At 70.2% G+C, this 13497-nt stretch carries 11 protein-coding genes; 3 read left to right on the forward strand and 8 right to left on the reverse strand.

Annotated elements, in window-relative coordinates; translation table 11 throughout:
• Positions 1-460: 460 nt before the first annotated feature.
• The 3 genes from dapD (at position 461) to ACFRAL_RS07445 (ending at position 4983) form a co-directional block, all read left to right on the forward strand.
• Positions 461-1417 (forward strand): 2,3,4,5-tetrahydropyridine-2,6-dicarboxylate N-succinyltransferase, encoded by a 957-nt coding sequence (gene dapD / locus ACFRAL_RS07435; protein ID WP_336396378.1) that lies wholly within the window; start codon positions 461-463, stop codon positions 1415-1417.
• A gap of 91 nt (positions 1418-1508) precedes the next feature.
• The gene (locus ACFRAL_RS07440; RefSeq protein WP_378881338.1) at positions 1509-3905 is read left to right on the forward strand and encodes a GMC oxidoreductase; all 2397 of its coding nucleotides are present in this window, start codon (positions 1509-1511) and stop codon (positions 3903-3905) included.
• A 4-nt stretch (positions 3906-3909) separates the two neighbouring features.
• Positions 3910-4983: an alpha/beta fold hydrolase gene (locus tag ACFRAL_RS07445; RefSeq protein WP_378881341.1), complete on the forward strand. Its 1074-nt coding sequence runs from the start codon at positions 3910-3912 to the stop codon at positions 4981-4983.
• Between the two features lie 28 nt (positions 4984-5011).
• Here ACFRAL_RS07445 and ACFRAL_RS07450 read toward each other — a convergent pair whose 3' ends face one another.
• From ACFRAL_RS07450 to ACFRAL_RS07485, 8 genes are all read right to left on the reverse strand, one after another.
• Positions 5012-6310 (reverse strand): citrate synthase, encoded by a 1299-nt coding sequence (locus ACFRAL_RS07450; protein ID WP_336396381.1) that lies wholly within the window; start codon positions 6308-6310, stop codon positions 5012-5014.
• A 188-nt stretch (positions 6311-6498) separates the two neighbouring features.
• Positions 6499-7620 (reverse strand): succinyldiaminopimelate transaminase, encoded by a 1122-nt coding sequence (dapC, locus tag ACFRAL_RS07455; protein WP_378881344.1) that lies wholly within the window; start codon positions 7618-7620, stop codon positions 6499-6501.
• 1 nt (position 7621) lies between these two features.
• A complete protein-coding gene (gene fdxA / locus ACFRAL_RS07460; RefSeq protein WP_378881347.1) occupies positions 7622-7942 on the reverse strand; it encodes a ferredoxin in 321 nt (106 codons plus the stop codon).
• 47 nt (positions 7943-7989) lie between these two features.
• Positions 7990-8388 carry a DUF6113 family protein gene (locus tag ACFRAL_RS07465; RefSeq protein ID WP_336396384.1) on the reverse strand — a complete coding sequence of 133 codons (399 nt, stop codon included), beginning with the start codon at positions 8386-8388 and terminating at the stop codon, positions 7990-7992.
• A 42-nt stretch (positions 8389-8430) separates the two neighbouring features.
• Entirely contained in the window at positions 8431-8745 is a 315-nt protein-coding gene (locus ACFRAL_RS07470; RefSeq protein ID WP_336396385.1) for an AzlD domain-containing protein, read from the reverse strand.
• Positions 8742-9524: an AzlC family ABC transporter permease gene (locus tag ACFRAL_RS07475; protein WP_336396386.1), complete on the reverse strand. Its 783-nt coding sequence runs from the start codon at positions 9522-9524 to the stop codon at positions 8742-8744. The genes ACFRAL_RS07470 and ACFRAL_RS07475 overlap by 4 nt, the downstream gene beginning before the upstream one ends.
• Before the next feature lie 89 nt (positions 9525-9613).
• A complete protein-coding gene (gene typA, locus ACFRAL_RS07480) occupies positions 9614-11527 on the reverse strand; it encodes a translational GTPase TypA (protein WP_336396387.1) in 1914 nt (637 codons plus the stop codon).
• A 163-nt stretch (positions 11528-11690) separates the two neighbouring features.
• The gene (locus tag ACFRAL_RS07485; RefSeq protein ID WP_378881352.1) at positions 11691-13496 is read right to left on the reverse strand and encodes a dipeptide ABC transporter ATP-binding protein; all 1806 of its coding nucleotides are present in this window, start codon (positions 13494-13496) and stop codon (positions 11691-11693) included.
• Position 13497 lies beyond the last annotated feature (1 nt).

A 13497-nucleotide genomic window follows, 5' to 3' on the forward strand; every position in this document is an offset into this window, starting at 1 on the left:
AAAAGACCCCCACCAACCAGAAAACTGGTCGACAGAGAAATAAATTTGGCATTTGACAAGTGCACGCTGTTGAGTTCTCAAAGATCGGACGCACCCGCGTTCAGGCCTCTCAGCCGTCGCCGCAGGGCAACTTCTCTATCTTACACATCCCGACCCGCTTGTCAAACCGCCTCAGCGGGGCACGAGACCCCACCACGGCCGACAGCACACGGAAGTGGAAGAAACCCATCCTAGACCGAAACCGGACAGACTCGCCAGGAGCTGATTCGGATGGGGTGGTCCGCTGCTTGAGGGGAGCCAGGCCTTCCGGCCTTCCGCTCTACCCTTTGGGGCGAACAACAATTACTTTACGTGGCACCGACGCACGCGTCGAATCCACCCCGCATCCCGGGCGTGTCGCACCGCCGATCCGCGTGAATACGCGGAAGCGTCGCCCTCCCACCGCGCTAGCGTTGATCGCATGAGTCAAGAACGATGGGTGTGGGGCGTCGGCCTCGCGACGACCGCAGATGACGGAACCGTGCTCGACACGTGGTTCCCCTCCCCCAGCGCCGGACGGATCCCCCTGGGATTCGACCCCAAGATGCCGCCGGACGAGTTGGACCGCCTGGCTGTCGCCGACCCACGACGCGCCGTCTCCGTCGACGTCGTCACCCTCGAGGCGGACCTCGACGCGGCGCCGACCTCCACCTCCGACGCGTACCTGCGCCTGCACGCGCTGTCCCACCGGCTCGTCCGCCCCAACGAGGTGAACCTGGACGGCATCTTCTCCCACCTCCCGAACGTGGCGTGGACGAACGCCGGCCCGATGCATCCCGATGCGCTCACCCGGCTCCGCCCCTTCCTCGCGCGCGACGGCATCCAGGTGCAGGGCCTGGACAAGTTCCCGCGCCTGCTGGACTACGTCACCCCGTCGGGCGTGCGGATCGCCGACGCCTCCCGCGTGCGGCTGGGCGCATACCTGTCTCCCGGCACGACCGTGATGCACGAGGGGTTCGTGAACTTCAACGCCGGCACCCTGGGTCAGAGCATGGTCGAGGGTCGTATCTCGCAGGGCGTCGTCATCGGCGACGGCAGCGACATCGGCGGCGGGGCATCCATCATGGGAACGCTGTCCGGCGGCGGCACGCTCAAGGTGTCCATCGGCGCACGCACGCTGCTGGGGGCGAACGCGGGTGTCGGGATCTCGCTGGGAGACGACTGCGTCGTCGAGGCCGGCCTCTACGTCACGGCCGGCACGAAGATCGTCCTCGCGGACGAGACCCCGCGCGCGGACGGCTCGTTCCCGACCGCCAAGGGCGCAGAGCTCTCCGGCCGCGACGGACTGCTCTTCCGCCGCAACTCGCTCTCCGGCGCGGTGGAGGCGGTGCGCCGCGCGGGCGTGGGCGTGACGCTCAATGAGGCGCTGCACGCGTAGCGCGCTGCCCTCGCCGCCCCGGCACTGACGCCGCGGCGCCCCCCGGTGCCATAATGTGCGCGTCAGATCGTGACGCAAAGGGGGGCGGCACGTGGATGAACGCGACGTCGAGCACGTGGACGCCCTCGTGGTGGGCAGTGGTTTCGGCGGATCCGTGGCGGCCTACCGCCTCGCCGAGGGCGGCAGGTCGGTGGTCGTCATGGAGCGCGGACGACCGTATCCGCCGGGCTCGTTCGCGCGCACGCCGAGCGAGTTCGGCGCGAACTTCTGGTCGCCGTCCGACGCGCTCTACGGTCTGTTCGAGACGTGGAGCTTCCGTGGCCTGGAGGGGGTGGTGTCCAGCGGTCTCGGCGGCGGCTCGCTGATCTACGCGAACGTCCTCCTGCGCAAGGACCCCGAATGGTTCGTGCACGATTCCCCGCTCCCCGGCGGCGGGTACGAGAACTGGCCCATCTCGCGGGAGGACCTCGACCCGCACTACGACAGCGTCGAGGCGATGCTGGGGGCGAACCCGTATCCGTACACCGACACGGCCAAGACGGTGGCGTTCGAGCAGGCGGCCCGACGTGCCGGCCTTCCCACCTTCCGTCCGCCGCTGGCGGTGTCGTTCGCGCCCGAGCGTGAAGGGCGCCCGTCGATCGGGCTCGTGCCGACACCGGCGTACGGCAGCATCCACGGCTCCGAGCGCTTCACCTGCATGCTGTGCGGGGAGTGCGACATCGGCTGCAACTACGGCGCCAAGAACACCCTCGATCACACCTACCTCTCCGCGGCGGCCCATGCCGGCGCCGACATCCGTGCGCTCCACGAGGTCAAGGGATTCCACCGCCGCGACGGAGCGTGGGAGGTGCGCTATCGCGTGCACGACGCGGATGCCGCGACCGCGGAGGACAGGATCATCTCCGCGACCTCGTTGATCCTCGCCGCAGGGACCTTCGGGTCCACCTACCTGCTGCTGAAGAATCGGGCCTCCCTCCCCGGCCTCAGCACCGCGCTGGGAACCCGCTTCTGCGGGAACGGGGACCTGCTGGGCTTCCTGTTCAACGCCCGCGAGAGCATCGATCGCACCGCCAAGGCACGATCGCTGGTCAGCAGCCGCGGCGCGGTCATCACGAGCGCCGTCCGCGTGGGCGATCGCGTCGACGGCGACGACACCGATGCGGACGGGCGCGGCTACTACGTGCAGGATGCCGGCTACCCCGGCTTCCTCAACTGGCTGATGGAGCTGAGCCAGCTGCGGTCGGTGATCTCACGCAGCACCCGCGTGGCCGCCCGCATGCTGGCGTCGCGGCTGTTCGGCGACGGGCGGTCCAACGTCTCGCGCGACCTCGCGGCGGCGATCGGCAAGGTCTCGCTCTCGTCCTCGTCCATGCCCGTGCTCGGCATGGGGCGCGACCTGCCCGACGGGATGATGTACCTCGAGGAGGGTCGCCTGCAGATCGACTGGACGACGGCCACCTCGATGGAGTACTTCGACCGCATGCGGCACACGATGGCCCGCATCGCCGACGAGCTGGGCGCCGAGTACGCCGACAACCCGCTGTGGTGGGCCAAGCGGGTCATCACCGTGCACCCGCTCGGCGGTGCGCCGATGGGGCGGAATCCCTACGAGGGCGTGGTCGACGAATGGGGCCGCGCCTTCGGCGTCGACGACCTCTGGGTGCTGGACGGCGCCTCGATGCCCGGTCCGGTCGGGCCGAACCCCGCGCTCACGATCGCCGCCTTCGCGGATCGAGCCATCGAGCATGCGCTCGAGGCTCCCGCTCCACAGCCCCACAGACGACCCCGGACCGGTTCCGGCGGCGAGAGGAGACACGCCATGCAGGACGCGCCCCGTCCCGGTCCCGACGCCAGGAAGGTCCGCTTCACCGAGCAGATGAAGGGATTCGTCGCCCTCGGGGCGCGCGACCCGCACGACGCCTACGAGGATGCCCGCATCCTCGACGAGAAGTTCATGTTCGAGCTGACGATCGAGACCTCCGACATCGATGCCTTCGTCGCCGACCCCTCACACGCCGGGACGGCATCGGGATACGTCGACGCGGACATCCTCGGAGGTCACGTGCCCGTCGACCGCGGGTGGTTCAACCTCCTCGTCCGAACCGATGACGGGGCGGACCGGCGCATGGTCTACCGTCTGTGGATCACCCCCGACTCCGGTGCGCCCTTCACGGTCCTGGGGATCAAGGAGGTGCGGGACGATCCGGGCTTCGACCTGTGGGACGACACGACGACGCTGTACGTGCAGCTGCTCACCGGGCACGTCCCGCCTCCCGACGTGGGAGAGCTCGGGCAGCTGCATCCCACGGGCGACGAGCTCGTCGCGGGGGCGGGGGTGCTCCGCATCAAGCCGCTCGACTTCGCCCGGCAGATGACGACGTTCCGCGCGACCGGCGAGGACGGCGCCGCCGCGATCGGCGCGTTCGGATCGCTCTTCCTCGGGCAGCTGTGGGACGCCTACGCCGGGCTGGCCGTCGAGGGGTCGTGACCGCATGGCGACGAAAGCGGACCCTGCGCCGTGGCGGTACGTGCGCCGCGGGGCGCGCGGGCACGACACGGAGCTCATCCCGTTCCCGGCGGACGACGGGGTTCCGCTGCTGATGCTCCACCTCACCCGCCCCGGTGCGGAGACTCCTCGCGGACCGGTGATGCTCGTCCACGGCGCCGGCGTGCGCGCCGAGATCTTCCGGCCGCCGCTGGAGCGGACGCTCGTCGACGCGCTGCTCGACGACGGCTTCGACGTCTGGCTCCTCAACTGGCGCGCGTCGATCGACCTGCGGCCGGTGGCCTGGACGCTCGACGACGCCGCCGCGTACGACTACCCGGCGGCGGTGCGCCTGATCCTGCAGCGGACCGGCCACCAGACCATGAAGGCGTTCGTGCACTGCCAGGGGTCGACGTCGTTCATGATCGCCGCGATCTCGGGCCTCGTCCCGGAGGTGACGACGGTCGTCACCAACGCGGTGTCGCTGCACACGGTCCTGCCGCGCTGGTCGACCATGAAGATCCAGGTGCTCTCGCCGATGGTGCGTCGCATCAGCCCCACGCTCTCGCCGAAGTGGGGCTACAAGACGGAGGGGCCCTTCTCGCGAGTGCTGCGCTCGGTCGTCACGGCCACGCACCCGGAATGCGACAGCCCCGTGTGCGCGATGGTGAGCTTCACCTACGGCGCGGGCCATCCGGCGCTCTGGGCGCACCGCAACATCGACCGAGCCACACACGACTGGATCACGGGCGAGTTCGCCGGCTCGCCGATGACGTTCTTCGCTCAGATGCGCGACAGCGTGCGCGCCGGGCATCTCGTCCCGACGGGGGATGTGCCGGAGGTGGTGCCTGATCTCCTGGCCCGTCCGCAGACCGACGCGCGGTTCGTCTTCCTCGCGGGAGCGGACAACCGCTGCTTCCTCCCGCTCGGCCAGCGGCTCTCGTTCGCGCACTTCGACGCGCTCGCCCCCGGCAGGCACACCCACCACGAGTTCCCGGGCTACGGGCACCTCGACGTGATCTTCGGCGCCGACGCGTGGCGCGACACCCACCCGGTCATCGTGGACGAGCTCCGACGCTAGGCGAAGGACCTCGGCAGAAGCCGTCGGGTCAGGACAGGCCGGGGTAGCTGCGCTCGGATGCGCCGACGTAGAGCTGCTGCGGGCGGCCGATCTTCCCCTGCGGATCGTTCGCCGCCTCGCGCCACTGCGCGAGCCAGCCGGGCAGACGCCCGATGGCGAACAGCACCGTGAACATGCGTGTCGGGAAGCCCATCGCCTTGTAGATCACGCCGGTGTAGAAGTCCACGTTCGGGTACAGCCGCCGGTCCTGGAAGTACGCGTCGTTGAGCGCGATCTCCTCCAGCTCCTTCGCGAGGTCCAACAGCGGGTCGCTGACGCCGAGCGCCGAGAGGACCTCGTCGGCCGACTCCTTGACGAGCTTCGCGCGCGGGTCGTAGTTCTTGTACACGCGGTGGCCGAAGCCCATCAGCTTGACGCCGTCCTCCTTGTTCTTCACCCGCTCGACGAAGCGCTGCACGCTCTCGCCCGAGTCGCGGATGCGCGCCAGCATGTCGAGCACCGCCTCGTTGGCGCCGCCGTGCAGCGGGCCGTAGAGGGCGTTGATGCCGGCGGAGATCGACGAGAACTGGTTGGCGCCCGTCGAACCGACCAGGCGCACCGTGGAGGTGGAGGCGTTCTGCTCGTGGTCCTCATGGAGGATCAGCAGGCGCTCCAGCGCGCGCGACATGACCGGGTCGACCTGGTAGACCTCAGAGAGCACGCCGAAGTTCAGCTTCAGGAAGTTGTCGACGAAGCCGAGCGAGTTGTCGGGGTACAGGAACGCCTGCCCGATGCTCTTCTTGTGCGCGTACGCGGCGATCACCGGCAGCTTCGCCAGCATGCGGATCGTGTTGAGCTCGACGTGCTCGGGGTTGTTCGGATCGGACTGGTGCTCGTAGTACGTCGACAGGGCCGACACCGCCGACGACAGCACCGACATGGGGTGCGCCGTGTGCGGCAGGGCTGAGAAGAAGCGCTTGAGATCCTCGTGCAGCAGCGTGTGGCGACGGATCTTCTCGTCGAACTCGCCCAGCTCGTCGGCGGTCGGCAGCTCGCCGTAGATCAGCAGCCATGCGACCTCGAGGTACGTGCTGTTCTTCGCCAGCTGCTCGATCGGGTAGCCGCGGTAGCGCAGCACGCCCTGGTCGCCGTCGATGTAGGTGATCGCCGACTTGGTGGCCGCGGTGTTGACGAACCCGTAGTCGAGCGCCGTGTAGCCGGTCTGGCGGGTGAGGGTCGAGACATCCACGCTCGGTGTGCCGTCCGTGCCCCGCAGCAGCGGGAACTCTGCGGTCTTGTCACCGATCGTGAGGGTGGCCTTCTCCTGCTGGGTGCCCGCTTCGCTCACGGCGCCTCCTCGCGATTGTCGTCGTACGGGGGGTTTCGTCCACTCCGGCGCGACGCCGTGACGTCGTCTGCGTGAGGACTTCGGGAGCGGGACGGGGGATGCCGCGTCGCCGCGTTCCTACAGCCTAGTGCGCCGCTGCGCCTACTGCTGACACAGCCAAACGGACGAGGCATCCGATGGAGGAATCCTCACGACCCGTCTGCGGATGCGGCGCGCAGGCGCTCGGCCGCCCGGAAGATGCCGTCGTCGGTCGCCGTCAGCGACAGCCTGATGTGCTCCGGATGGTGCGTGCCGTAGAAGTGCCCGGGCCCCGCCAGGATCCCGAGGTCTGCGAGCCGGCCGAGGCTCTCCCATCCGTCGCGGCCCTCCGTCGCCCAGAGATACAGGCCCGCTTCGCTCCCGTCGATCCGGAACCCGGCCGCCTCGACCGCAGGACGCAGCACCTCCCGGCGGCGGCGGTACAGCTCCTTCTGGGCGGCGACGTGCGCGTCGTCTTCGAGAGCGGCGACCATCGCCGACTGCACGGGCGCCGGCAGCATCAGGCCGAGGTGCTTGCGCGCGGTCAGCAGGCGCGCGACGATCGCCGGATCTCCGGCGAGGAAGGCCGCGCGGTAGCCGGCGAGATTGGACTGCTTGCTCAGCGAGTACACCGACAGGATGCCGCCGACGTCGCCGTCGGTGACGCGGGGGTCCAGCGCTGAGGGCACCGGCTCGGAATCCCACGGCGCATCCCAGCCGAGCTCCGCGTAGCACTCGTCCGAGGCGAGCACGGCGCCGAGCTGTCGCGCGCGTGCCGCCGCGCGCCGCAGGGCGGCGGCATCCAGGACCCGCCCGTCCGGGTTGCCCGGCGAGTTCACCCACACGAGCCGCGTGCCCTCCGGCCACTCCGCCGGGTCGTCGGACGCCAGGGGCGTCGCGTCGACCAGCCGCGCGCCGACCTCATAGGTCGGGTACGCGGCGCGGGGATGCACGACGATGTCGCCGGGGCCGAGTCCGAGCAGCAGCGGCAGCAGGGCGACGAGCTCCTTGGAGCCGACCGTCGGAAGCACGTGCGCCGGCGTCAGCCCCGGCACTCCCCGCCGCCGCTCGAACCACGCCGCGATGGCGGCACGAAGCGCCGGCGTTCCGACGGTCTGCGGGTACGCGTGTGCGTCGGCGGCCGCCCGCAGCGCGTCCGCCACGACGGCGGGCGTCGCGTCGACGGGCGAGCCGATCGAGAGGTCGACGATGCCGTCGGGGTGGGAGCGGGCGCGCGCCGCATACGGGGCGACGGCATCCCAGGGGTAGTCGGCGAGGTCGGCGACCCCCACGTCAGTGTTCCTGCGGCGGGAGGGCCTCGATGATCGGGTGGTCCTTGTGGATCACGCCCACCTTGGCGGCGCCGCCCGGCGAGCCGATGTCGTCGAAGAACTCGACGTTGGCCTTGTAGTAGTCCTGCCACTCGACCGGGAGGTCGTCCTCGTAGTAGATGGCCTCGACCGGGCAGACCGGCTCGCAGGCGCCGCAGTCCACGCATTCGTCGGGGTGGATGTACAGCGAGCGCTCGCCCTCGTAGATGCAGTCCACGGGACACTCGTCGATGCAGGCGCGGTCCTTGACGTCCACGCAGGGAAGGGCGATCACGTACGTCACGGTGCCAGTCTAGCCGCGGCCCTCGGGCCTGAGCGGCGGGACGCCGATCAGGCGGTGCGATCGGATGCCGCGACGGCGGGCACGCGCGTCTGCGGCCAGGCGATCACGATCGCGGAGACCAGCGGCACGAGGATCGTCCACGCCACGCCGGGATTGAATGCGCCGTCCGCCTCCTGCGGCACCACGACGGAGCCGCCGGGCCCGGCACCGGAGAAGACCAGCGTGGCGACCATGGCGCCCAGTGCGGTCGCCAGCGTCGCCCAGCGGTCGCTCGTGAGCAGCCGGACCGCCACGAGCAGCGCGGTCACCCCGACGAGTGCGAGCACCAGCCCGAGGGGGAACCAGCCGAGCCGGAACCCCTGGGCCACGGTGCCGGCCACGCCGTAGAAGGCGCCGATGACGAACGCCACGACCCAGGCGCCGATGCGCGACCAGAACGAACCCACGTCTCGAGTCTAGGCGGCGGGACCACGCGACGACCGCCCGGCTCAGGCCGCCCAGCCCCACAGCCGCAGGAGCGCGGCCACGAGCGCGGCCGCGATGACGACGACGAGGAACGGCGCCCGCAGCACCAGCAGACCGGCCGCGACCAGCAGCGCGGGCACCCGGGCGTCGACGACCACCGCCTGGCCGGCGCCCAGTGTCTGCACGGCGACGAGCGCTGCCAGCAGTGCGACGGTGAGCAGATCTGCGATCCGCATGGGTCGCGGCGCCGCCACCCACCGGGGCGGGATCAGGTATCCGACCGTCTTCAGCGCCACGCAGACGATGGCTGCCACGAGCACGGCGGTCCACATGGTCACGGCAGTCCCTCCCACGGCTCCTGAGCCCGCCGCTGTGCGGCGTCCTCGGGTTCGGCGCCGTCCGCCGCGTCGTCGGCGCCCAGCCAGTTCGACCAGCCGACGACGATGGCCACGGCGGCGGCGATGATGACCGGCATCCCCGGCATCAGCACCGGGGTCAGCACCGTCGCCACGACCGCGGCGGCGACACCGACCACGATGGGCTGGCGGGCGCGAAGCCGCGGCCACAGCAGGGCGAGGAACGCCGCCGCTGCCGCCGCATCCAGCCCATAGGCGCGGGGATCGCCCAGCACGTCGCCGAGCAGGGCGCCGGCGAGGGTCGAGAGGTTCCAGCCGATGTAGATGCCGATGCCCGTGACCCAGAAGCCCAGCGTGCGCGCGCGATGCGACGACTGCGCGAGCGACACCGCCGTTGACTCGTCGATCGTGAACTGCGCTGCGGCGGCGCGTCGCCAGAATCCCGGGCCGATGACCGGTGACATGCGGATGCCGTAGGCGACGTTGCGCACGCCCAGCAGCCCGGCGGACGCGATGGCGGCGGGCGCGGCGGCGACTCCCCCGGCGCCGACGATGCCGGCGAAGGCGAACTGCGATCCGCCGGTGAACATCACGAGGCTGAGGATGCACGTCTGCCAGACGTCCAGGCCGGACGCGACCGCCAGTGCGCCGAACGAGATCCCGTAGGCGCTCGTCGCCAGGGCGACCCCGAGCGCCTCGCGCACCGCCCGCCTCGCCTCTCCGGCGCTGTGCACGTCGTCGAAGTGAGGGTCGTGGGTCACCTCGTCATGGTAACCAGCGTCGCCGGACGTCGCGGCGGTCCGCTCTGCGACGAGTGGCCCACCCGCCGCGGCATCCGTTCGCCCGTCTCTTACGCGTTGGCGTCCTGCCGCTTGAGACGCGCGGCGGCGCGGCCGCGCTCGGTGGCGTCGAGGACGACCTTGCGGATGCGCACCTTCTCGGGCGTGACCTCGACGCACTCGTCATCGCGGGCGAACTCGAGGCTCTCCTCGAGCGACAGCTGGCGCGGCGGCGTCATCGACTCGAACGCGTCGGCCGTCGAGGAGCGCATGTTCGTGAGCTTCTTCTCCTTGGTGATGTTCACGTCCATGTCGTCGGCGCGCGAGTTCTCACCGACCACCATGCCCTCGTACACCTCTTCGGTGGGCTGCACGAAGAAGCTCATGCGCTCCTGCAGCGCGATCATCGCGAACGGCGTGACGACGCCCGCACGGTCGGCGACGATCGACCCGTTCTGGCGGGACTGGATGTGCCCGGCCCAGTCGTCGTAGCCATGGGAGATCGCGTTGGCGATACCGGTGCCGCGGGTGGTCGAGAGGAACTCGGTGCGGAAGCCGATGAGACCGCGGGACGGGACGATGAACTCCATGCGCACCCAGCCGGTGCCGTGGTTGGTCATGCTGTCCATGCGGCCCTTGCGCGCCGCCATGAGCTGGGTGATGGCGCCGAGGTACTCCTCCGGCGCGTCGATGGTGAGGTGCTCGAACGGCTCCTTCACCTTGCCGTCCTCACCCTTGCGCGTGACGACCTGCGGCTTGCCGACGGTGAGCTCGAAGCCCTCGCGGCGCATGTTCTCGACGAGGATCGCCAGCGCGAGCTCGCCGCGGCCCTGCACCTCCCACGCGTCGGGACGGCCGATGTCGACGACCTTGAGCGAGACGTTGCCCACGAGCTCGCGATCGAGGCGGTCCTTGACCATGCGGGCGGTGAGCTTGTGGCCCTTCACCTTGCCGACGAGGGGGCTGGTGTTGGTGCCGATGGTCATGGAGATGGCGGGGTCGTCGACGTGGATCTGGGGCAGCGGGCGGACGTCCTCGGGGTCGGCGATCGTCTCGCCGATCGTGATGTCCTCGAAGCCCGCGATCGCGACGATGTCACCGGGTCCGGCGCTTTCGGCGGGGTACCGATCGAGCGCACGGGTCTTCAGCAGCTCGGTGACGCGGGCGTTGCTGGTCGTGCCGTCGTGGCGCACCCACGCGACCGTCTGGCCCTTCTTGAGCGTGCCGTTGAAGACGCGCAGCAGCGCCAGGCGGCCGAGGAAGGGGCTCGAGTCGAGGTTGGTCACCCACGCCTGCAGCGGCGCCTCGTCGTCGTACGACGGAGCGGGAACATGCTCGAGGATCGCCTCGAAGAGCGGCTCGAGGTCGCCGTTGTCGGGAAGCTCGCCGTTGCCGGGACGGTTGTGGGATGCCGCGCCCGCGCGTCCTGACGCGTACACCACGGGCACGTCCAGCAGCGCGTCGACGTCCAGGTCGGGCACGTCCTCGTGGAGGTCCGACGCGAGCCCGAGCAGCAGATCGTGAGCCTCCTCCTCGACCTCGGCGATACGCGCGTCGGGGCGGTCGGTCTTGTTGACCAGCAGGATCACCGGCAGCTTCGCCTCGAGGGCCTTGCGCAGCACGAAGCGGGTCTGCGGCAGCGGCCCTTCACTGGCGTCGACGAGCAGCACGACGCCGTCGACCATCGACAGACCGCGCTCCACCTCGCCGCCGAAGTCGGCGTGGCCGGGGGTGTCGATGACGTTGATCGTCACCGGGACCTCGGTGTGCACGCCGTTGTAGGTGATCGCCGTGTTCTTGGCGAGGATCGTGATGCCCTTCTCGCGCTCGAGGTCGTTCGAGTCCATCGCGCGCTCTTCCATGTGCTCGTGCGAGCCGAACGAGCCGGTCTGGCGGAGCATGGCGTCGACGAGGGTCGTCTTGCCGTGGTCGACGTGTGCGACGATCGCCACGTTGCGGAGGTCCGGACGGAGGGCGCGCGCCATGAGGGAATCCTTGAAAGTGAGGGGAAGAACGAGGTCGGCCCCTGAACGTGTCGAGGGGACCGGCATCCGTCATTCTACCGGTCCGACCAGGACGTCTCCCGCGAACGCCTCCGCGCCGCCCCGGAGGACCGGGACGGCGCGGCGCCGACAGAGGCCGGCCGGGTCAGCTCGCGGCGGGGCCGCTGCGCTCGAGCAGCGCGGCGCGCGCCTCGCGGCGCACCCGCTGCTCCTCGGGGTTCGGCACCGGGACGGCGGCGATGAGGCGCTGCGTGTACGGATCCTTCGCCCCGCGCAGGATCTGGTCGCGGGTGCCCGACTCGACCAGCTTGCCGTGGTGCATCACCGCGATGCGGTGCGCGAGGATGTCGACCACCGCGAGGTCGTGGCTGATGAACAGGCACGCGAACTGCAGCTCCTGCTGCAGCTCCTGCAGGAGGTCCAGGAACCGCGCCTGCACCGACACGTCCAGGGCCGAGGTGGGCTCGTCGGCGACCAGCAGCTCGGGTGCCAGCGCGAGCGCCCGGGCGATGCCCACGCGCTGGCGCTGCCCACCCGAGAGCTCGTGCGGGAAGCGGTTCCGGTACGACGCAGGCAGCTCGACCTGGCTGAGCAGCTCCTCCACGCGCTTGTCGAGGTCCTTGCCCTTCGCGACCCCCGCGAGCAGGATCGGCTCGCCGATGGACTGCCCGATCGGCATACGCGGGTTCAGCGACGATGCGGGATCCTGGAACACGATGCCCGTCTTTCGACGGATCGCGAACAGCTCCTTCTGCGTCGCGTGCGAGATGTCGGTGCCGACGGTGGTGAGCTTGCCCTCGGCGATCGGCAGCAGACCGATGGCGGCGCGACCCAGGGTCGTCTTGCCGGAGCCCGACTCCCCCACGAGGCCGACGATCTCGCCGGGATAGATCGCGAGATCGATGTGCTCGGCGGCGCGGAACGCCGGGATGCGGCCGCGCTTGGGGTAGTCGATCGCGACGTCCTCGAACGCGAGCACGGGGGTGCGCGTCTCGATGATCTCCTCGGCCGCTTCGCTGGCGCGCTCCCGGATGTAGGAGACCGACGGCACCGCCGACGTCTCGGTGGCGACCTCCGCCGGCCCGGGCTCCGCCTCTTCGAGGACGCCGAGGCCGAGGTGCGGCACCGACGCCAGCAGCTGCTGCGTGTACGGGTGCACCGGGGCGTGGAAGATCTTGTCGACCGTGCCCGACTCGACCACGACGCCGTTCTTCATCACCATGATGCGGTCGGCGAGGTCGGCGACCACGCCCATGTCGTGGGTGATGAGGATGATCGCGGAGTCCAGCCGCTTGTGCAGGTTGCGCAGGAGGTCGAGGACCTCCGCCTGCACGGTCACGTCCAGGGCCGTGGTCGGCTCGTCGGCGATGAGCAGCAGGGGGTCGCACGAGATGGACTGCGCGATCATCGCGCGCTGGCGCTGACCGCCGGAGAGCTGATGGGGGTACTTGTGGAACGACTGCTCCGGCTCGGGCATCTCCACCATGCGCAGCAGCTCCACCGCGCGGTCCCGGGCATCGCTCGGGGCCATGCCGCGATCGTGCGAGCGCAGCGCCTCCATGATCTGGAAGCCGACGGTGTAGACGGGGTTGAGGGCCGTCATCGGCTCCTGGAAGATCACGGCGATCTCGTTGCCGCGGAGGGACCGCAGCGCCGCCTCGTCGAGGCCCCGCAGCTCGCGGCCCAGCAGCTTGATCGATCCCGTGACGCGGGAGTTCTCGGGGAGCAGCCCGAGAAGCGCCATCGAGCTCGTGCTCTTGCCGGAGCCCGACTCGCCGACGATGGCGAGCACCTCGCCGCGGCGGACCTGGTAGTTCATGTCGATGGCTGCCGGGTAGAACTGCCCGTCCACCCAGAACTCGACCCCGAGGTTGTCGACCTCGAGGATCGTCTCCGGAAGGGCTCCTCGCGACGCCGCCGCAGCGGCGTCGATGCCCGTCGTGTCAGTCATT

Origin of the sequence: Microbacterium sp. NPDC056736 (assembly GCF_042790415.1) — a bacterium.
Taxonomy (GTDB): domain Bacteria; phylum Actinomycetota; class Actinomycetes; order Actinomycetales; family Microbacteriaceae; genus Microbacterium.

Excerpts from the sequence above, each read along its gene's own strand:
- dapD (WP_336396378.1), top strand. The coding sequence starts at position 461 with ATGAGTCAAGAACGATGGGTGTGGGGCGTCGGCCTCGCGACGACCGCA.
- ACFRAL_RS07445 (WP_378881341.1), top strand. The coding sequence starts at position 3,910 with ATGGCGACGAAAGCGGACCCTGCGCCGTGGCGGTACGTGCGCCGCGGG.
- ACFRAL_RS07485 (WP_378881352.1), bottom strand. The coding sequence starts at position 13,496 with ATGACTGACACGACGGGCATCGACGCCGCTGCGGCGGCGTCGCGAGGA.
- typA (WP_336396387.1), bottom strand. The coding sequence starts at position 11,527 with ATGGCGCGCGCCCTCCGTCCGGACCTCCGCAACGTGGCGATCGTCGCA.